Annotated in this window: 15 protein-coding genes; 8 read left to right on the top strand and 7 right to left on the bottom strand. The window is 72.3% G+C overall.

The annotated features are described in order from the left end of the window. Positions 1-228: 228 nt before the first annotated feature. Positions 229-1,224 carry an aldo/keto reductase gene (locus F603_RS0129770; RefSeq protein ID WP_019549578.1) on the top strand — a complete coding sequence of 332 codons (996 nt, stop codon included), beginning with the start codon at positions 229-231 and terminating at the stop codon, positions 1,222-1,224. A gap of 232 nt (positions 1,225-1,456) precedes the next feature. Here F603_RS0129770 and thpR read toward each other — a convergent pair whose 3' ends face one another. The 3 genes from thpR to F603_RS0129750 are packed head-to-tail and all read right to left on the bottom strand — an operon-like array spanning position 1,457 to position 3,961. Beyond that, positions 1,457-2,056 carry an RNA 2',3'-cyclic phosphodiesterase gene (gene thpR, locus F603_RS0129760; protein ID WP_037957422.1) on the bottom strand — a complete coding sequence of 200 codons (600 nt, stop codon included), beginning with the start codon at positions 2,054-2,056 and terminating at the stop codon, positions 1,457-1,459. Positions 2,057-2,116: 60 nt separating this feature from the next. After that, positions 2,117-3,550, bottom strand: coding sequence for an MFS transporter (locus F603_RS0129755; protein ID WP_019549575.1), 1,434 nt, complete (start codon positions 3,548-3,550; stop codon positions 2,117-2,119). A gap of 33 nt (positions 3,551-3,583) precedes the next feature. After that, a complete protein-coding gene (locus F603_RS0129750) occupies positions 3,584-3,961 on the bottom strand; it encodes a MarR family winged helix-turn-helix transcriptional regulator (RefSeq protein ID WP_425427032.1) in 378 nt (125 codons plus the stop codon). A gap of 275 nt (positions 3,962-4,236) precedes the next feature. On the opposite strand from F603_RS0129750, the gene F603_RS0129745 reads away from it, so the two are divergent. Further along, positions 4,237-4,449, top strand: coding sequence for a hypothetical protein (locus F603_RS0129745; RefSeq protein WP_019549573.1), 213 nt, complete (start codon positions 4,237-4,239; stop codon positions 4,447-4,449). Between the two features lie 65 nt (positions 4,450-4,514). Here F603_RS0129745 and F603_RS0129740 read toward each other — a convergent pair whose 3' ends face one another. Further along, the gene (locus F603_RS0129740) at positions 4,515-5,984 is read right to left on the bottom strand and encodes an NCS2 family permease (RefSeq protein ID WP_026328839.1); all 1,470 of its coding nucleotides are present in this window, start codon (positions 5,982-5,984) and stop codon (positions 4,515-4,517) included. 373 nt (positions 5,985-6,357) lie between these two features. On the opposite strand from F603_RS0129740, the gene F603_RS0129735 reads away from it, so the two are divergent. Together F603_RS0129735 and F603_RS0129730 are read left to right on the top strand one after the other, a co-directional pair. Beyond that, on the top strand, positions 6,358-6,657 hold the full coding sequence (locus F603_RS0129735) for a DUF2530 domain-containing protein (protein WP_026328838.1): 300 nt from the start codon (positions 6,358-6,360) through the stop codon (positions 6,655-6,657). Between the two features lie 240 nt (positions 6,658-6,897). Further along, positions 6,898-9,342 (top strand): cation-translocating P-type ATPase, encoded by a 2,445-nt coding sequence (locus F603_RS0129730; protein ID WP_019549570.1) that lies wholly within the window; start codon positions 6,898-6,900, stop codon positions 9,340-9,342. 46 nt (positions 9,343-9,388) lie between these two features. Here the strand turns inward: F603_RS0129730 and F603_RS0129725 are convergent, their stop codons facing one another. After that, a complete protein-coding gene (locus F603_RS0129725; protein WP_019549569.1) occupies positions 9,389-10,891 on the bottom strand; it encodes an MFS transporter in 1,503 nt (500 codons plus the stop codon). A gap of 117 nt (positions 10,892-11,008) precedes the next feature. Between F603_RS0129725 and F603_RS0129720 the strand changes: the two genes are divergently transcribed. After that, the gene (locus tag F603_RS0129720; protein WP_019549568.1) at positions 11,009-11,692 is read left to right on the top strand and encodes a TetR/AcrR family transcriptional regulator; all 684 of its coding nucleotides are present in this window, start codon (positions 11,009-11,011) and stop codon (positions 11,690-11,692) included. Between the two features lie 12 nt (positions 11,693-11,704). Here F603_RS0129720 and F603_RS0129715 read toward each other — a convergent pair whose 3' ends face one another. Beyond that, positions 11,705-14,920, bottom strand: a complete 3,216-nt coding sequence (locus tag F603_RS0129715) for a sacsin N-terminal ATP-binding-like domain-containing protein (RefSeq protein WP_019549567.1) — start codon at positions 14,918-14,920, stop codon at positions 11,705-11,707. 102 nt (positions 14,921-15,022) lie between these two features. Beyond that, complete coding sequence (locus F603_RS33205) at positions 15,023-16,090, bottom strand: DUF3027 domain-containing protein (RefSeq protein WP_019549566.1); 1,068 nt, start codon at positions 16,088-16,090, stop codon at positions 15,023-15,025. A gap of 227 nt (positions 16,091-16,317) precedes the next feature. Between F603_RS33205 and F603_RS0129705 the strand changes: the two genes are divergently transcribed. The 3 genes from F603_RS0129705 to mqnB all read left to right on the top strand — a co-directional run bounded on the left by F603_RS0129705 (position 16,318) and on the right by mqnB (position 19,200). Beyond that, the gene (locus F603_RS0129705) at positions 16,318-17,670 is read left to right on the top strand and encodes an MFS transporter (RefSeq protein WP_019549565.1); all 1,353 of its coding nucleotides are present in this window, start codon (positions 16,318-16,320) and stop codon (positions 17,668-17,670) included. 26 nt (positions 17,671-17,696) lie between these two features. After that, the gene (locus F603_RS0129700) at positions 17,697-18,206 is read left to right on the top strand and encodes a hypothetical protein (protein ID WP_026328837.1); all 510 of its coding nucleotides are present in this window, start codon (positions 17,697-17,699) and stop codon (positions 18,204-18,206) included. Between the two features lie 94 nt (positions 18,207-18,300). Next, entirely contained in the window at positions 18,301-19,200 is a 900-nt protein-coding gene (mqnB, locus tag F603_RS0129695; protein WP_019549563.1) for a futalosine hydrolase, read from the top strand. The last annotated feature ends 340 nt before the right edge of the window (positions 19,201-19,540 follow it).

The raw sequence follows: 19,540 nt of genomic DNA, 5'->3' as shown, positions 1-19,540 counted from the left end.
CGGGGCTCGGGGCTCGGGGCTCGGGGCTCGGGGCTCGGGGCTCGGGGCTCGGCAGCGAGGATTGCCCCCCGAAGCTCGGAGCGTAACCTTCGATCCCCACCCACGCCCCGAAGCTCAACCTCACTTTCTCAGGCCGCAGTTCCCCCCGCCCGCCTTCCCTAGTCCGCCACTCCCCAAAGCCTTGTCCACCGCTTGCTTCGAGCCCCCTCCAGCCGCTTGGCTACGGTCATGGAGTACACGCAGCTCGGACGTACCGGACTCAAGGTGAGCCGACTCGTGCTCGGCACGATGAACTTCGGCCCCCAGACCGACGAGCCCGAAAGCCACGCGATCATGGACGCCGCCCACGCAGCAGGCGTCAACTTCTTCGACACCGCGAACGTGTACGGCTGGGGCCCCAACAAGGGCCGCACCGAGGAGATCATCGGCAACTGGTTCGCCAAGGGCGGCAGCCGACGCGAGAAGACGGTCCTCGCCACGAAGGTCTTCGGCAACATGGGGACGGACGGCGAGGATTGGCCCAACCAGTCCCGCCTCTCCGCCCTCAACATCCGCCAGGCGGTCGACGCCAGCCTCCGCCGCCTGCAGACGGACCACATCGACCTCTACCAGTTCCACCACGTCGACCGGACCACCCCGTGGGAAGAGGTCTGGCAGGCGATCGACGTCCTCGTCCAGCAGGGCAAGATCCTCTACGCCGGCTCCTCCAACCACGCCGGCTGGCACATCGCCCAGGCCAACGAGAAGGCCGCCGCCCGCGGCATGTACGGCCTGGTCAGCGAACAGTGCCTCTACAACCTCGCCGAGCGCAGGGCGGAGATGGAGGTGATCCCCGCAGCGCAGGAGTACGGCCTCGGCGTCATCCCCTGGTCGCCGCTGCACGGCGGCCTGCTCGGCGGCGCGATCCGCAGGGAGCACGAGGGCGGCTCGTCGCGTTCGAGTTCGGGCCGCTCCGCTGACGCCCTGGCGAACTCGAAGGTGCGCGCCAAAGTCCAGGCATACGAGGACCTGTTGGACAAGGCCGGTCTGGAACCGGGCGAGACGGCGCTGGCCTGGCTGCTCACCCGCCCCGGCGTGACGGGCCCGATCGTCGGCCCGCGCACCCAGGAACAACTGGACTCGGCGCTGCGCGCCGTCGAATTGAAGCTCGACGAGGAGCTGCTCACCTCACTCGACGAGACCTTCCCAGGCCCGGGCCCCGCACCGGAGGCGTTCGCCTGGTGACGTCGCGGGGCCCCGCGGCCGCCGCGGGGCCCCGGCAGACGACGTACCTCACCCGGGGTTCCTTCCGAACCGGCAGGCTGGGGACGTCAGTTGCCGAACGCTGCTGCCACGGCCACCACGACGAAGAGCACGACGAGCGCCCCACTCACGATCCGCATTCTGGTCTTCGCATCCACACCCCTACCGTAACGGTGTGGGTATAACTCCCCTCCCGGAGCCCGGCTCTTCCCCTTCACGCCCGCGTACGCCCGCTCCCGAGCGGCCACGTCGCCACGGTCTCGTACCGCGGCTGCTCGCCCTCGACCCCGCCGACGGGCAGCTTCGACCACACCAGGGCGAGCGCATCGGCCCTCCACGGGGTACCGGCCACCGCGTCCAGCCTCTCGACGAACGGCGCGAGCCGGACCGCCCCAGCGCGCCCCCGCGCACGCGCCAAAGTGAGGTGCGCCGTAAAACCGCGCCCCTCCGGCACCGTCACACCGGCTCGCCTCCCAGCAGCAGCCGAGGCCCACGCGAGCCGGCGCACCCCGGCGTCCGACTCCTCGGGGACCGCACGCACCGCGGCCCACAGCACCTGGTCACCGAACCGCCCACCGCCCGCGATACGCAGCCGCTGCGGCTCGCTGCGCCCCGCAGCCCGCGCCAGACGCCCGACGAGCCGCTCGCACTGCTCCTCGGAGACCTCCCCGTAGAAGGCGAGGGTGCAGTGCCGGCCGGCCCGCGGCGTCCACCGGAGCCGCTCGGCACCGGGCAGCCGTTGCAACTCCCGTACGGGGCGCACCAGTTCGGCGAGCACGTGCTCCGGCGGCAGCAGGGCGGCGAAGAGCCTCATGAGGAGACCCTCGCGCACCCGCCGCACGACCGCGACCCCCGGCGCACCACCCCGGCCGGCTCACACCACCCCGGCGACCTGCTTCTCCCGCTCGGCCGGCACGAACCGCACGTGCCGATGACCGCGCCGCAGGTCGACCCGGAGCCGCAGACCGCTCACCCGCGCGAGGACGAGCGCGACGGTGACCGAGATCACGGCGGAGATCAACCCGCCGCTCAGGAAGCCGATCCGGGCCCCGTAGGTGTCGGTGATCCACCCCATGATCGGCCCGCCTATCGGCGTACCGCCCATGAAGACCATCATGTACAGGCTCATCACACGCCCCCGCATCGCCGGGTCCGAGGCCATCTGCACGCTGGCGTTGGCCGTGACGTTGAAGGTGAGCCCCACGATCCCGATCGGCGCCATCAACGCGACGAAGAGCCAGAAAGAGGGCGAGACCGCAGCGGCCATCTCCAGCACACCGAAGAGAAGCGCCGCGAGCGGCAGCATCCGCATCCTGGCCGCCCGCCTCCGCGCGGCGAGCAGGGCGCCGGCGACGGAGCCGATCGCCATCAGCGAGTTGAGCAGCCCGTACGTTCCTGGGCCGCTGTGGAAGACGTTGTCCGTGAAGGCGGTCAGCCAGATCGGAAAGTTGAACCCGAAGGTGCCGATGAACCCCACCAGCACGATCGGCCAGAGCAGCTCCGGATGCCCGCGCACGTACCGCAGCCCCTCACGGAGCTGCCCCTTGCTCCGCGCGACGGGCTCGGTCGGGTGGAGTTCGGCACGGCGCATCGCCAGCAGCGCGCAGACGGGAGCGATGAAGGAGACCCCGTTGAGCAGGAACGCCCATCCGCTCCCCACGGCGGAGATCAGCACACCGGCGACGGCGGGACCGATGAGCCGGGCGCTCTGGAAGTTGGCGGAGTTGAGCGAGATCGCATTGCGGAGTTGATCGGGACCGACCATCTCGGAGACGAACGTCTGCCGGGCCGGATTGTCCACGACCGTCACGAGACCGAGGACGAACGCCAACGCATAGACGTGGCCGACCTGCACGTTCCCGCTGAGCGTCAGGACGGCGAGCGCCAGCCCCGTGAGTCCCATCACGGTCTGGGTGATCACCAGGAGCCGCCGCTTCGCGTACCGGTCGGCGATCACGCCGCCGTAGAGGCCGAAGAGCAGCAGCGGCAGGAACTGCAACGCAGTGGTGACGCCGACGGCGGTGGAGGAGCCCGTGAGGCTGAGCACCAGCCAGTCCTGGGTGATGCGCTGCATCCACGTCCCCGTGTTGGAGACGACCTGCCCCCCGGCGAAGAGGCGGTAGTTGCGGATGCGCAGCGAGCTGAACATCGAGGGCTTCCCGGCCTTGTCGTGCGCCCCCTCGATCTTCCGGAGATCGGGCTCGCGAGCATCGGCTCCCTGCGCGCGGGGGCCGGCAGGCTGCGGGTTACGGCTGTTGTTCTCGTCCTCTGGTCCGGGTGCGGAGTGTGCTCCGTGGCCCGTACTCAATCCGGGTTCGCCTCCTCGGCTTCGACGTTCTCCTTACAGACGTGCGAGCTTCTCCAGTACGGGTGCGGCGGCCCGCAGGGTGGCCCAGTCCTCGTCGTCGAGCTCGACGACGAGTTCGGCAAGCCATGCGTTCCTCTTCGCCCGTGATGCAGCGAGCATGGACTCGGCCTGCTCGGTCTGCATGACCACCTTCTGCCTGCGGTCGTCGGGATGCGGCTCCAGCCGGACCAGCCCCTTCGCCTCCAGCATCGCGACGATGCGGGTCATGGAGGGCGGCTGTACGTACTCCTTGCGGGCGAGCTCGCTCGGTGTCGCGGAGCCGCACCGCGCGAGGGTGCCGAGCACCGACATCTCGGCCGGGCTCAGCGTCTCGTCGACGCGCTGGTGCCTGAGGCGCCTGGAGAGGCGCATCACGGCGGAGCGCAGGGCGTTGACCGCCTCTGCGTCGGCTCCGGTGACGCCGGCTGCGACGGCGTCCACGCTCTCTGTCTGCTCGTCCTCGGCCGCGCCGCGAGGGGAAGCGTGCTGTTCCGGCATGTCCTTAGGGTAACTCATTACCTGAACTAAAGACCAACTCGGAACCACCTCACCGCCGTTGACCACCCGCCTCCCATGGGGCTCACACGTACGAGTGAGCTCGCACGGAAAATCGGCAGATCCGCGCAAGCGGCCGGGACGGTGGAGATATGACGCCGACGACCTCGCACGTCCAGACGAAAGTGCTCAGCCTGCGCGTCGAGAGCGAGCTCTTCGACAGGCTCGGCGAGCATGCGGCCAAGCGCGGCATGACGATCCAGGACTACGTTCTCAGCAGACTCGTCAGAGACGACTTCGACGAGCGTTTCCGCACAGCGGTCGAGGAGACGCAGCGCTTCTACGGCGAGCCCGACCACAACTGAACCGCGCACGACACTGCCGGCCGATCCCCCGAGGACCGACCGGCAGTGAGCCTGTACGCGAACGGCTACTTCACGCCGAGCACCTGCTCGATGGGATCGAGCAGGAAGTAGACGAGGAAGAAGAAGCCGACGACGTGGAGCAGCCACGGCACCGTGCGGATACGCCCGGTCGCGGCCCGAAGCGCGATGAACGCGACGACACCGACGCCGATCCCGTTGGTGATGCTGTACGTGAACGGCATCGAGATGATCGTCAGGAACGCGGGCACGGCGACGGTGAGGTCGTCCCAGTCGATGCCCCGCACGTTCGACGCCATGATCATGAAGCCGACGACGACGAGCGCGGGCGTCGCCGCCTGCGAGGGCACGACGGTCGCCAACGGCGTGAAGATCAGGGCGAGCAGGAAGAGCCCACCGGTGACGAGGTTGGCGAACCCCGTCCTCGCCCCCTCGCCGACGCCCGCCGTCGACTCGACGAAGCAGGTGTTCGCCGAGCAGGACCCGAGTCCACCGCCGGCGACGCCGATGCCGTCCATCATGAGGATGCGCCCCATCCCCGGAAGCTGCCCCTTGTCATCGGTGAGCCCCGACTCCTCGCCGACCCCGATGATCGTCCCCATCGCGTCGAAGAACCCGGAGAGCAGGACGGTGAAGACGAAGAGGCAGCCGGTGAGGATGCCCACTTCCTGGAAGCCGCCGAAGAGGCTGACCTGTCCGATGAGCCCGAAGTCGGGGGTGCCCACCAGCGAGTCGGGGACCGTGGGGACGGCCAGCCCCCACGCGTCGTCCGGGATGACGGCGATGCTGTTGACGACGATGGCGACCACCGTCATCACGGCGATGCCGATGAGGATGGCGCCCTTCGCCTTGCGGACCTTGAGGACGAACATCAGCAGCAGGCCGAGGACGAAGATGAGCACGGGCCAGCCCTGAAGCTGCCCGCCCTGGCCGAGACCGAGCGGCACGGTGGTGTTGGCGGCGTCGGGGTTCCTCGTCACGAAGCCGGAGTCGACGAGCCCGATCAGCGCGATGAAGAGGCCGATACCGATCGCGATCGACCGCCGCATCCCGTTGGGGATGGCGTCCATGACGCGCTGCCGCAGTCCCGAGGCGACAAGGATCATCAGCACCAGGCCGGCGAGGACGACCATGCCCATCGCGTCGGGCCAGCTCATCTTGGGGGCGAGCTGGAGCGAGACGACCGCGTTGATGCCGAGGCCCGCGGCGACCGCGATCGGCACGTTCCCGATCACGCCCATCAGGACGGTGGTGAGACCGGCGATAAGTGCCGTTGCGGTGACGAGTTGCGCGTTGTCGAGCTGGTGACCGTACTTATCGGTGCCGGCGCCGAGGATGATCGGGTTCAGCACGATGATGTAGGCCATCGCGAAGAAGGTAGCGAGACCGCCCCGGATTTCCCTGGTCACGCTGGAGCCGCGTGCGGAGATCTGGAAGAAGCGATCGAAGGCGTTGCTGCGGGCGGGCGGCTGAGAATCCTTGCTCTCAGTATCGACCGGGTTGGCCGAAGAAGGCATGCATGACCTCGGAGGGAACTGGGCCTGGGGGGCGGAGAGTTAGATCATCTCGGGTCATCCAACGAAAGAATCCAGTCAGATCCAACAGGCATCAGTATGAACAAACGAGTCGAGTGATCGCCATCTCCGCGCGTAGAACCGTTCCACGGCTGGTTAGGGTGGAATCCAGCTTCGAGCAGGAAAGTGCGGAACCTGCGAGCCGCGCACAGCCACCAACCCAGCGCGGAGGGTCACATCGGCAACAGCCGGCGGCCTTCCATACAGGACCAGTACCACGCTTCGGGCACCCCGGTGCACGAACTCGCGTCCGGTGGCTGAAAGATACGGGGCAGCGCCGAGAACCGGAGAGAGGGAGCCGAGGGCGATGGGCCTGATGGGCAAGTGGACGAACGGCGAACACGAGGCGCCCGAGCCACTGGAGGGCAACGTCGTGGGCACCGTCATCGGCGGCACCCTCGTCTGGTTCGTCCTGTTCCTCGTGCAGCTCCCCTTCTACGGATGGTTCGACGAGCACGGGCACACCTGGTGGGTGTGGACCTGCGCCGCGGGCGCCGGCCTCGGGTGCCTCGGCATCTGGTACGTGCGGCGACGTGACGCGGCGATCCGCCGGGCCGCCGCCGATTCGGGGCCCGCCGACCCCGGTCCTGCCGCCTCGTCCGGCTCCTCGGCCTGAGCCGAGGAGGGCGGCGCTCCGACGCCCCGCCCCACCGGGCAACTGGAGCCGGTGCCCGGAGCGTCTCTCGCAGTACCCGCACCAACCGGCCCACCCGCACCGCAGGCCGACGGCGGTCCGGGCGTGCACCACCACCCCAGTCAAGGAGCGATGCCGGAACATGTGGCCCCAGTCGACTCGCAGGACAGCGGGGCGCGGTGTGTACGCGCCCCGACCGAGCGCCGAGGGCGCGGTCGGGACATGACGCACCCGAAAGGCACCGAAGCGGGACCCTCCGAGGACCGCGCCGCCGACGGGGCGCCGGACGCTCCCGACACCCCCGCGACGGGGCTCACCTCGTCCCAGGTCGCCGAGCGGATCGCCCGCGGCGAGGTCAACGACGTACCGGTGCGCAGCAGTCGGTCGACCGCCGACATCGTCCGCGCCAATGTCTTCACGCGGTTCAACGCGATCATCGGCGTTCTGTTCCTGATCATTCTGGTGGTCGGTCCGATCCAGGACGGGCTCTTCGGCTTCGTCATCATCGCCAACACCGGCATCGGCATCATCCAGGAGCTGCGCGCCAAGCGGACCCTCGACAGCCTCGCGGTGATCGGGGAGTCGAGGCCGACGGTGCGCAGGGAGGGCGCCAAGGTCGAGATCCCGACGGGGGAGATCGTCCTGGGGGAGCTGGTGGAGCTCGCACCTGGCGACAAGTGCCCCGTGGACGGCGAGGTCACGGAGGCCGACGGGCTGGAGGTCGACGAGTCGCTCCTCACCGGCGAAGCCGACCCGGTGGTCAAGCAGCCGGGCGACCGCATCCTGTCGGGGAGCTTCGTCGTCGCCGGCAGCGGGGCCTTCACCGCGACGAAGGTCGGCAAGGAGGCGTACGCGGCGCAACTCGCCGAAGAAGCCTCCCGGTTCACGCTCGTCCACTCCGAACTGCGCAGCGGGATCAGCCAGATCCTCAAGTACATCACCTGGATGATGGTCCCGGCGGCGATCGGCCTCGTGCTCAGCCAGCTCGTCGTGCAGAAGCACGACGTGAGCGAGGCGATCCGGCGGATGGTCGCCGGCATCGTGCCGATGGTCCCCGAGGGACTGGTGCTGCTCACCTCGGTCGCCTTCGCGATCGGTGTCGTCCGGCTCGGGCGCAAGCACTGCCTCGTCCAGGAGCTTCCCGCGATCGAGGGGCTCGCCAGGGTCGACACGGTCTGCCTCGACAAGACGGGGACGCTCACCGAAGGGGGTATGGACGTACGGGAGTTGCGGCTCCTCGGGCAACCGGAGTCCGAGGACCGGGCGGCGTACGAGCGCGTCCTCGCCGCACTCGGCGCCTCCGACCAGCACCCCAACGCGAGCCTCCGGGCGATCGCCGACGCGTACCCGTCGGAGCGCGGGGCCGGTCTGCGGCTCACGGCGACGCTGCCGTTCTCCTCGGCCCGCAAGTACAGCGGCGCCACGTTCGTCGACGACGCCTCCGAAGGACAGGCGCGCAGTTGGCTCCTGGGCGCCCCCGACGTCCTGCTCGCCCCTGGCGAGGAGGCGCTCGCCGAGGTCGCCGACCTCGACGCACAGGGTCTCCGGGTGCTGCTCCTCGCCGAGGCGGGGACCGAGGTCGGCCTCGACGACCCGCGGATCACCGAGGACGCGAGGCCCGCGGCGCTCGTCGTGCTGGAACAGCGCCTCCGCCCCGACGCCTCCGAGACCCTCGCCTACTTCGCCGAGCAGGACGTCAGGGCGAAGGTCATCTCCGGGGACAACGCGGTCTCGGTCGGTGCCGTCGCCGGCGAACTCGGCCTCCCCGGCGCGGACTCGCCCGTCGACGCGCGCAAGCTCCCCGACGACGAGGAGGAGCGGGGCCGCGCGATCGAGGACGGCGCCGTCTTCGGCCGGGTGACGCCGCAGCAGAAGCGGGACATGGTGGGCTCCCTCCAGTCCCGCGGACGCCACGTCGCGATGACGGGCGACGGCGTCAACGACGTGCTCGCGCTGAAGGACGCCGACATCGGCGTCTCGATGGGCTCGGGCTCCGAGGCGACCAAGGCGGTCGCGCAGATCGTCCTGCTCAACAACAGCTTCGCGACGCTCCCTTCGGTCGTCGCGGAGGGCCGCAGGGTGATCGGCAACATCGAGCGGGTCGCCAACCTGTTCCTCACCAAGACCGTCTACTCGGTGCTCCTCGCGCTGCTGGTGATCCTCTGGCAGGTGCCGTACCCGTTCCTGCCGCGGCACCTGACGCTGCTCTCCTCGCTCACCATCGGTATCCCGGCGTTCTTCCTCGCGCTGGCGCCCAACAAGGAGCGGGCCAAGCCGCACTTCGTGCGCCGGGTGATGCGGTACGCGATCCCCGCCGGCCTCGTCGCCGGCACCGCGACGTTCTGCTCGTACCTCTTCGCGCGCAGCCAGTACGGCGGTACGGGAGCGCTCTCCGCGGAGACGAGCGCCGCGACGCTGACGCTCTTCCTCATCGCGATGTGGGTGCTCGCGATCATCGCCCGCCCCTACACGTGGTGGCGGATCGGCCTGGTGCTGACGATGGGCGTGGCGTTCGTCGTGGTCCTGGTGACGCCGTTCCTCCAGGACTTCTTCGCGCTGAAGCTGGTGGGCACGACGGTGCCGTGGACGGCGGTGGGGATTTCGGTGGTGGCCGGCGTCGCGCTGGAGTTCGTCTGGCGCCTGGTCGGGAAGAAGTTCCCCGTGTAGCAGGCGCGTTGGAGCGGGGCCGGTGGTGCAGCCACCGGCCCCGCTTTCATTCCCGGGGCTCCCGCAGGGTCAGCAGTGCGACGCACGCGCCGGCGAGCGCGACGGCCACCGCCGTCCACAGCACCGTCGACTGTGCGCCGACGAACGCCGCACGCGCCGCCGAGGCGAGTTCGGCGTCTCCCGCGTGCGACGTGTGGCGCAGGGTCGCGGCGAGCGAGGAGCGCGCGCCGTCGGGGACGCTCTCGGGAAGGCGCACCCGGTACACGGCGGCGAGGAGGCTGCCGAGGAGCGCCACGCCGAGCGCGATGCCGAGCTGCTGGTGTGTGTCGTTGAGCGCGGCGCCGGCTCCCGCGCGTTCGGGCGGCACGGCGCCGAGGACCGCGCTCGTCGCGGCGGGCCCCCCGAGGCCGGAGCCGAGCCCGGCCAGCGCGAGCCCCGCGCCCACGGCCGCGAGCGGACTCCCCGTACCGAGCGTCGCGAGGACCGCGAAGCCCGCAGCGGTGACCACGAACCCGCCGACGATGCAGGCACGTTCGCCGAACCGCCGGGGAGCGCGCCCGCCGAAGAACGACCCGACGACGACGCCTGCGGCGAGCGGCACCGCGGCGAGCCCTGTCTCGAACGCACCGAGTCCGAGGACGAGTTGGAGGTACTGCGCGAGGACGAAGAGAATGCTGCCGGTCGCGACGGTGAGCACGGCGACCGCGAAGCTCGCCCCCGAGAACCGCCGGTCCCGGTAGAGCCCGAGGTCGACGAGCGGATACGCCACCCGCCTCGTGCGCGCCGCGAACACCGCGAGCAGCACGCAGCCGAGCGCCCCGCTCCCCAGCACCCGCGCGTCCGCACCCCGCTCCGGCACCTCGACGACGGCGAGGACGACGGCACCCAGCCCCGCCGTCAGCAGCATGACCCCCGCCAGGTCGAGCCGACGCGCCCGATCCCCGTGCGACTCGGGGACGAGCCGCACCACCCCGACCCAAGCCACCGCGACGACGGGCACGTTGACGAGGAAGACCCCGGCCCAGCTCCAGGCGTCCACCAGCGCACCGCCGAGGAGCGGCCCGCCCGCCATGGCGACGGCGGCGACCGCGCTCCACACCGCGAAGGCGCGGGCGCGCTCCCCCGGCGGAAAGACGTCGACGAGGACGGCGAGCGTCGACGGCATCACCAGGGCCGCCCCCACGCCCATGGCGGCGCGCGCGGCGACGAGCCACCCGATGCCGGGCGCCGCAGCGGCGAGCGCGGAGGCGGCACCGAAGACGAGCAGTCCGACGAGCAGCACGCGTCGCCTGCCGTACCGGTCGGCGAGGACGCCGGCGGTGATGAGCAGTCCCGCGAAGGCCACGACGTACGACTCCAGGACCCCTTGGAGGTCGCCGATCGAGGCGTCGAAGGCCCGTCCGAGCGCGGGCAGGGCGACGTGGAGGACGGTGTTGTCGACCACCACGAGGAGGAGCGCCGCGCAGAGGGCGGCGAGGATCGACCAGCGGCGCGGGTGGCCCGGCCTCTCGGCGGAGCGGTCGCGGGTCGGCTGCGTCGTCTCGTCCACGGCGTCTCCCTCGGTTGTCCAACACTGACGGACGCTATCCAACAGTGTATGAGAAGGCAAGCGCTGTCGGCTGGTAGGTAGGCTCCCGGAAGGCGATCCGAGGCGGGGAGGCAACAAGTGACCAAGGGCGAAGCCGGAGCGGTGTGGTTCCGCGAGGAGCGCACCGGACGCGCGCGGCCGCAGCTCTCACGCGAGCGCATCACAGCCGCCGCCGTCGAACTCCTCGACGGCGAAGGGGTGCAGAAGCTCAGCATGCGCACCCTCGCAGCCCGCCTCGACGCCCACGCGACGAGCCTCTACTGGCACGTCGCCACCAAGGAGGACGTCCTCGACCTGGCGCTCGACGCGGTACTCGGCGAACTCGACCCGCCCCCGCCGAGCGACGACTGGCGCCGCGACCTCACCGCCTTCGCCACCGGGCTCCGCGCCGTCCTCCTCGCCCACCCGTGGGCGGCCCACCTCGCCGGAACGCGGCCGCTCGCCGGGCCGCAGGCGCTCCGCGCCACGGAGTACGCGTACGCGGCGCTGGCCTCCGCCGGCTTCGACGAGTCCGGGCTCGCCGCGGCGGCCGGCGTCGTCAGCCACTACGTCATCGGCTCGGCGCAGGCCGAGGCGGTGTGGGGACACCGCGCGGACGAGGAGGCGGCCCGCACGGCCGTCGCCGGGCACCTCGCCTCGCGCACCGCGGAGTACCCGCTGCTCGCCTCGTCCTTCTCCCAGGTCGAGAAGCGGGAGGAGGAGTTCGGGCGAGGCTGGGAACTCGTCCTCGCCGGGATCGCGGCGGGGGGTGCCCGGGCCTGAGCCCGGGGCCCGTCAGTCGAACCAGCGCGCCTGCGCCAACTCCGCGTCACGCGACGGGTCCTCCAGCAGCGCCGCAGTCTCGAAGCGCCGGCTCCACAGGCCCGTGCGCCACGCCAGCCCTGCCGCGAGGCCCTCGAAGGTCGCCGCGTGCACGGCGCCGTCCGGGGTCACGCGCCAGTCGGACTCGACGCCGTCGACGCGGAGTTCGTCGTACTCGAAGTAGCTCGCGGGCGCCTCGGGCAGCACCACCCTCACCTGTGCCGGCACTTCGCGCTCCGTCGCGGCACCGGAGACCGCGCCGGGGACGGCACGGCTCAACCTGTCCACCTCCAGCAGCTCCGCCAACTCCCGTGCGTACCGCGGCGGTACGGGGAGGAGGGGACGGTCGCCCGCGAGCGCGAGGAGATCGGGCGCGTCGGCGACGACGGCACGGGAAGCGTCGACGACGAGGGTCCCGGCGCTCGACGGGTCGACCGCGCGGAGCTCGTCGGGGAGGGTGACCTCGTCCGGGTCGAGCAGGGCGAGCAGTCCGTAGAGGCCGTGCAACTGCGCGGCCTCCACGGGGCGTTCGGGCTCCGCGAGACGCGCGAGGAGCTCGGCGGCACCGCCGGGCTCGTCGAGGAGGGCGGACGCCGTCGTGCGCACGCCGAGAGCGCGGAGCACGCCGGCGTCGGCGACGGGTCCCGTGTCGACCTCCTCGTAGAGCCCCGAGAGCAGCGGGTCGCCGCCCGCGGTACGCAGCCCGGCGGGGCGCCGCCCGTCGAGGACCGGGTGCCCGCGGAGCCACCAGGCGGTGTAGGCACGGACGTTGGCGACGGGGCCGCTCGCGGGCAACACGCGCACGGGCTCGGTGAGCGCCTCGCGCAGGGGCGGCTCGGAGAGCATCCCCAGCGCCTGCGGCCAGCGTTCGTCGTCGACGAGGTCGAGGTCGCGGACGGCGACGAGCTCGGCGGCGACGGGCGGCAGCGGGTACTCGGGAAGCTGGTCGAGCGCGTCCTCGCACCACACGTCGACGGCGTCGAGGAGGCCCGGGTCGTCGGGCTCGGCGAACTCCGTGTCGCGCGGCTCCAGTTCGTCCGGGTCGAGGACCACGTCCCGCGCACGCACCAGGGCGAACTCCGCCTGCACGCCGACGGCGGTGAGCGGCTGCTCGCCCCACTCCTCGGCCAACGCGGCGTCGCACACCCCGAGTTCGCCCTCGCGGATCACCTGCTGGAAGCGGCTGCCCGGATAGACGAGCTCGCCGGCGGGCGCCAACTCGCCCTCCTCGTCGGGGAGAGCGAGCGCCGCCAGCCACGGCTCGTCCCCCGGCTGGAGGCCCGCGTCGCGCACCAGCGCGAGGACGGTCGCCGCCAACTCCTCGGCGTCCGGGCCCTGCTGCTCCGGGTCCCAGACCTCGTCGGCGTCGAGCGACCCGGCAACGGCCGCGCGCACCTGCGGTGTCGTGAGGACGGACCGCGGGGTGGCGAGCGTCGCGCCGAGCTTCTCCAACAGCGGATGTGCTGCGGCGACATGCGCCACCTTCAGGCCGAGCCCGGCAAGGCGCGCGGGTTCTGCCGACTCCGTGACGCCCTCGCGCGGCGGCTGCGGCAGGAGGACGTGACGCGGACCGATCGTCGTCCGGCCGTCCGCGAGCGGCACCGGAAGGCCGCTCAGGCGGTCCGGGTCGATGCCGGCGAGCGAGTCGTACAGCCGCCACCACCACTCGGGGCCGCGCTCGACGCCGGCGAGACGGTCGACGACGTCCGCCAGCGGAATCCGCGGCACCTCCAACACCCGCAGCTCGGAACGGTGTTCCAGCCCGGCGGGCAGCAGCGCGGGGAAGAGCTCGGCGAGCACCTCGACCGTCGCGGCGCCCGCCCCCTCGACGAGTTCGGCGTCCCGCGGACGCAGCACGGCGGGCGCCCCGTCCTCCCTCGCCGCACCCGCGAGGAACGGGGTGGCGGGCAGCCGGCGCAGCACCGACGCACGGACCTCACCGTCGAGTTCGCCCGTTCCTAGCTGCCCGGGGACGAGGTCGAGGATGCCGGCGGCAGAGGTACGCCAGCCGCGCAGCAGCTCCGTGTAGCACTCCGCCGCCCGCTCCACGAGGTACTCGGTGAGCGGTCCCGGCGCGACCCGGCGCCGGGTCGGCTCCAGCGGGAAGGAAGCGATCAACAGCGCGGGGACGCCCTGCGGTTCGTCGGTCGGCGTCGGCGCGTGCACCCGCGGCACCGTGCGCGGGGGCAGCGGACCGCCGTCGTCGCCGACCGGCACCGCCCAGGTGACCGACCACTCGGGGCGCAGACGCTCCTCCAACGGCCGGTCGGCGAGGAGCTCGGCCCCCGCCTCGCCGACGAGGGAAGCGGTGCGCCAGCGCGTCACGGCGGTCCCGCGCGGCGAGACGTCGTCGATACGCGTCTCGCCCAGCACCGCCTCGCCGCTCTCCGCCTGCTGTCCCGGCTCCTCGGTGGTCCGGGTGAGCGTGCGCAGCGACGGGCCCTCCTGCTGCGGTCCCGTGCCCTCCGGGACCTCGATCGCCACCTCGGCGAGGCCGGGGAGAGTGAGCAGGAGCGCGTCGTCGACGCCCTCCAACAGCCGCAGCGCCAACTCCTCGGCCGCCGCGTCCCGGAGCGGCAACACGACCGCCGTCTCGTAACCCTCGGGCGGAGCGCCCTCGGCCGGCAACGGCAGCCGCAGCAGCGGCACATGGCCGTCCCTGCGTGCCAGCTCCTCGTGCAACTGCGGTGCGTCGGTGCCGCGTTCGGCGGTGAGCTCGCGCGCCTCACCCAGGGACCAGCGCACACCGCCCGTACGGGAGACCACCGCCGGCTCGTCGCTCACGGCGAGGACCGCAGCGAAGCCGACCCCGAACCTGCCCACCGTGGCCCGCTCTTCGCCCGCCTCGTCGCGCTTGGCCGAAGCACGCAGCGTCGCGAGCGAGGCGACACCCTCGGCGTCGAGCGGAGCCCCCGTGTTCGCGGCGACGAGCACGCCGTCGGAGAGGGTCAGCCGGAGCCGCCCCGCGACGCCGGCGCGTGCCGCCGCGTCGGCAGCGTTCTGCGCCAACTCGACGACGAGGCGATCCCGGTAGCCGCCGAGGACGAGGTCCTGCTCCGCGTTGGCGTCCTCACGGAACCGCGCGGCCGAGGCGGCCCAACCGTCGAGGACTCCGCGCCGCAACGCGGCCGTGCCGAACGGGTCCGCCTCCGGGGCGCGCCCAACAGGTACCGCTCCGCCGCCGTCCACGCCGCACTCTCCTCGTCGTCCCGGGTCGCCTCGGATGCCGTCTGCCCGGTGACGGTACGGCATGACGGGCCCGGCCGGCGCACTGCGGCCCGAACCGGCGGCTCAGCGCCTGCGGCGCTGGCGGCTCCTCGACGACTTCCCACCGCCCGAGCGGGGCTTGTCCTCGCTCTCCTCCGGTGCCGCGTCGGCCTCCGGCGCCGGTGCGTCCACGGCCTGCTCGGCGTCGCCGAGTTCGAGGACGTCGTTCCGGGTCTCGTCGAGGACGGGCGGCGGAGGCTGCGGCGGCTTCGGCATGACGGCCGCCTCGGAGTGCCCGCCGCAGCCGAAGGCGAAGGAGACGACGTGGCCGTCGGCGGGGCTGAACTCGTTGGCACAGACGCCGAACGCCTGCCGCAGTGAGCCGCCGAGCGGCACGAGGAACGCGCAACTCACGCACGCGGCCGGCGCCGCCTGCGCCATCGGGGACTTGGGCCCGTACGCCTCCTCCCAGCGGTCGGCCGCCGTGTGCAGCCCGTACCGCGACAGGACGCGGGCGCGCCCCATCCCGAGGTCCTCCGCGACGGCGGCGATCCGCGCACGCGTCGGGATCGGCGCCGGCGCGGCGGGCGAGCCCGTGCGCAGTTCCGTCTCGCCGAGGTCCTCGCCGACCGGGCTGACGTCGCCGAAGTCCTCGGCCGCCGTCAACTCGTCGGACTCGCGGGCCTCCTGCGCGCGCTCCGCCTCCGCGGAGACGGCGGAGTTGGGGGGCGGCGCCTCCTCGCCGGAGAAGCCGGGTTCCAGGCGCAGGTCGTCGGCGTCCGTCGGCAGGAGGTCGCCGGGGCCGAGGTCGCCTGCGCGCAGCCGCTCGCTCCACGGCACCCACTCGGGGGCGCGCAGCGCGTCGGGCCCCGGCAGCATCACCGTCTCGTCGACCGTGACCACCTTCGCGCGGGAGGCGCGCGCCACGGTCGCCGCCCAGCGCCAGTCCCGGTAGCCGGGCTGACGCGACTCGAAGAAGTGCGTCACCACCCGGTCCCCGTCGGCCACCGCCTCGACGTACTCGCCGACGGCGCCGGGACCCGCCACCTCCTCGACGGCCTCCTTCGCGAGGCCGACGGCCTCGGCGCACAGCCGGTCCGGGGTGCGGCGGCTCCGCGCGCTCCGCTTGGGGCTCTGCGTCGCGGCACTCATGCAGCACTCACAAGAATCGTCTCTCCTACGCTGTAGCGCCGTTGTCGGCATGCGCGGTCCGACGGCGGCCGGCAAGCGCCGGGAGAGGGACGGAGCGGGACCTTTGGGCCGCTGCGACGTCCGCGCCCGCGCTCAGGGCCGTGCGGAGCGCACCGTCCACCCACGCTACCCCACGGGTTCCGCGGAGGATGCCGTGCCCAACCGCGTCCGGGTGCACACTGTGGGTCGTGGCTGCCGAGAAGCTCCGAGGGATCGGCCGCGTGCTGCGCCGGCCGCCGGCCGCCCTGGCGCGACGCATCCGCCGCGCCACCCACGCGCAGGGGGCGGGAGAGTCCGGGCTGGGGCGCCTCATCGAACTCCACGCGGTCAACTCGGCAGGCGACATGCTCATCACCGTCGCCCTCGCGTCAACGATCTTCTTCTCCGTGCCCACGGGCGAGGCACGCGGCAGGGTCGCCCTCTACCTCCTCGTGACGATGGCGCCCTTCGCGCTGCTCGCCCCCGTCATCGGCCCGCTCCTCGACCGCATCCCGCACGGCAGGCGTGCCGCCATGGCCGCCGCCATGCTCGCCAGAGCGCTGCTCGCGCTCGCGCTCTCCGGAGCGGTGGCCGGCGGAGGGATCGAGCTCTACCCGGCGGCGCTCGGGGTGCTCGTCTCCTCCAAGGCGTACGGAGTCGTACGCTCCGCCGTCGTGCCCAGACTGCTGCCGGCGCGCGTCCCCCTGGTGAAGGCGAACTCCCGCGTCACCCTCGCCGGGCTCCTCGCCACCGGCGCAGCCACACCCGTCGCGGCCGGACTCCACCTCGTCGGCGAAGCGTGGCCGCTCTACGGGGCGTTCGCCGTCTTCGTCCTCGGGACCTTCCTCTCCTTCCTGCTCGACCCGAAGGTCGACTCGGCCAAGGGCGAGGGCACTGCACTCCTCGCCACCGGAGAGCCGCAGGCCGCGCACGAGACCAAGGCCGCTGCCCGCCGCAGGCGGCGGCCGGGGCTGCGTACCGTCGGCAGCTCCGTCGTGCACGGGCTCGCCGCCAACGCCTCGCTCCGGGCGCTCTCCGGGTTCCTCACCTTCTTCCTCGCCTTCCTCCTCCGCGAACAGCCGCTCGACGGGCACCATCCCGCGTTCCTCCTCGCGCTCGTCGCCGGGGCCGCGGGGGCGGGCAACGCCGTCGGGACGGCGATCGGTGCCTGGCTCAGGTCGCGGGCGCCCGAAGCGATCATCGTCTGCGTGCTCTGTGCGGCCGTCGGCGTCGCCGTCCTCTCGGCCGTACTCCTCAAGACGCCGACCGTCGCCGCCGTCGCCGCGACCGCGGGAGTCGCGCAGGCGCTCGGCAAGCTCTCGCTCGACGCACTCATCCAACGCGACGTCCCCGAACACGTCCGCACCTCCGCCTTCGCGCGCTCCGAGACGCTGCTCCAGTGCTCCTGGGTCGCGGGCGGCGCCGTCGGTATCGCACTACCGCTGTGGGGGACGTTGGGGATGGCGGTCGCGGCGGGAATCGTCGCGCTGGGGTGCCTCACGTCCGTACGGGGACTCGTCTCCGCAGCGCGCCGCGGCACGCCGCACCCCCGCGTAGCCTGACCACAACCGCCCGGTAGCCTGCGGACATGAGCATTGCCACGCGGCAGGACCGCATGCCGTCTCCGTCCCGACGCACCGTGCGCACCGCCGTGGCGGTCGGCACCGCCTCCCTCGGCCTCCTGGCGCTCTCCGGCTGTTCCGCGCCCACCCCGGTGACGACGGCGACGGTCGGCGGCAACTCCGTCTCCAGCGAGGCGAGTTGCTACAACGACGGCAAGGCGCTCGCACAGTCGAAGTTCGACAACTGCCTCAAGGAGAACAAGGGCGACACCTTCGCCATCGGAACCGGCGACAAGCTCCGCGTGGGCGTCGAGCCGGACGTGGCCGAGACGGGCTGGTCGATCTACATCGACGGGCAGCCCGTGACACAGCCGATCAACAAGACCTACTACTCGCTGCCGGGCGAGGCGTTCTTCCAGCAGCAGAGCCCCACGGGCCAGACCTCGATGAGCAACCAGGCCCGCCTCGCCATCGTCGAGACGGACGGGAGCACCGCCAAGGGCGTCTGGCACCTGAAGCTCAAGAACGAGTCCTGAGGCCCGGCCTGTTGAACGGCCCGGGTTCGCTGCAAGGGACGGCGCTTGCGCTTCGAGGGCCGGTGCTGTGGTGAGCGGTCGTCGCCGAGTACTTGTGGTCACCGCCGTTTCCGCTGAGCGTGAGGCCGTGGAGCAGGGGATTCTCGACTGGGGAGCCGCGCAGGGCTCGCCAGGGGGCTCGGGTGTCGGCGAGCGGTCGGAGGTGCGGTCGCTTCACCTGCCGGGCGGCTACGAGATGCGGCGCATCGCCGTTTCGGTGCGGGCGGATGCGGGTCGGGAGGCGTCCGTCTTCGATGCTGTCGCCGTCGGGGCAGGCCCCGCCGCTGCGGCCGCGGGGGCGGCAACCGCCTTGACCGCGGCGGCGGTTGCCGGAGGCCAAGATGCCGGGTACGGCCTCGTCGTCTCCGCGGGGATCGGCGGAGGGTTCCTTACGGACTGCGGCAGTGCGGCAGCGGGCGACGTGCACGACGGTCTCGACGTCGGCGGGGTCGCGGGCTCCGCCACCGGGGCGGCAGGCGGCGCGGGCTCGGGACGGCCGGTGGAGCGCTCCCGACTGTGCATGGGAGGCGCGGTGGTCTCGCGGAAGATCGTCGCCGCCGATCTCGGGGCGCAGACCGCCGATCACGGGTTCCTGCCGGTGACGGAGCTCGGGTTCGGCACCTCCGAGCACCACCCGCCGGGCCGGCTGGCGTACGCCGTGGCCGCTGCGACCGGTGGTGTGCTCGGCGACGTCCTCACCGTCACGACCGCCACGGGCACCGCCGACCGCGCCCGGGAGCTGACGGAGCGCCATCCGGAAGCGGCTGCCGAGGGCATGGAGGGGTTCGGTGTAGCCGAGGCCGCTACCGCGCATGGGGTTCCCGTCGTTGAACTTCGCACCGTCTCCAACGCTGTGGGGCCACGCGACCGGGGGAGCTGGGGGATAGCGGGGGCGTTGGAGGGGCTGCGTGGGGTGTTTCGGGGGGGTGCGGGAGTGTTGGTGGGGTGGGGGTGAGGGTTTGGCTCGGGGCTCGGGGCCCGGGGCTCGGAGCTCGGAGCTCGGAGCTCGGAGCCCGGGGCTCAGTCGACGCTCCCGGCTCAGCTTCGTCGGGAGTCAGGGCGGGGCTCGCAACGCAGTCGAGGCGCCGCCCGCAGGCCAAACCTCGGAGCTCGGGGCTCGGAACGCGGAGCTCAAGCCGCGACTCCTGGGAGCTCGGGGTCCGGCCCGCCGTCCTGAAGCTCCCAGCCCATGGCTCGAAGCTCCGGAGACTGCAGCTTGAGCCCCGCACAGGCCGGAGCTCGAGGGCCGTTGTGAAACGGGAAGGTCAGCTCAGGACCCGGAGCTCGGAGCTTGG

Source organism: Streptomyces sulphureus DSM 40104 (genome assembly GCF_000381025.1).
GTDB classification, from domain to species: domain Bacteria; phylum Actinomycetota; class Actinomycetes; order Streptomycetales; family Streptomycetaceae; genus Streptomyces; species Streptomyces sulphureus.
The sequence above is the reverse complement of the archived record's forward strand: the minus strand, read 5'-3'. Positions and strand labels throughout refer to the sequence as shown.

Coding starts and splice junctions, on each gene's coding strand:
- thpR (WP_037957422.1), bottom strand. CDS start 2,056: ATGAGGCTCTTCGCCGCCCTGCTGCCGCCGGAGCACGTGCTCGCCGAA.
- F603_RS0129700 (WP_026328837.1), top strand. CDS start 17,697: ATGAGCATTGCCACGCGGCAGGACCGCATGCCGTCTCCGTCCCGACGC.
- F603_RS0129750 (WP_425427032.1), bottom strand. CDS start 3,961: ATGCGCCTCTCCAGGCGCCTCAGGCACCAGCGCGTCGACGAGACGCTG.
- F603_RS0129740 (WP_026328839.1), bottom strand. CDS start 5,984: ATGCCTTCTTCGGCCAACCCGGTCGATACTGAGAGCAAGGATTCTCAG.
- F603_RS0129745 (WP_019549573.1), top strand. CDS start 4,237: ATGACGCCGACGACCTCGCACGTCCAGACGAAAGTGCTCAGCCTGCGC.
- F603_RS33205 (WP_019549566.1), bottom strand. CDS start 16,090: ATGAGTGCCGCGACGCAGAGCCCCAAGCGGAGCGCGCGGAGCCGCCGC.
- F603_RS0129770 (WP_019549578.1), top strand. CDS start 229: ATGGAGTACACGCAGCTCGGACGTACCGGACTCAAGGTGAGCCGACTC.
- F603_RS0129730 (WP_019549570.1), top strand. CDS start 6,898: ATGACGCACCCGAAAGGCACCGAAGCGGGACCCTCCGAGGACCGCGCC.
- F603_RS0129735 (WP_026328838.1), top strand. CDS start 6,358: ATGGGCAAGTGGACGAACGGCGAACACGAGGCGCCCGAGCCACTGGAG.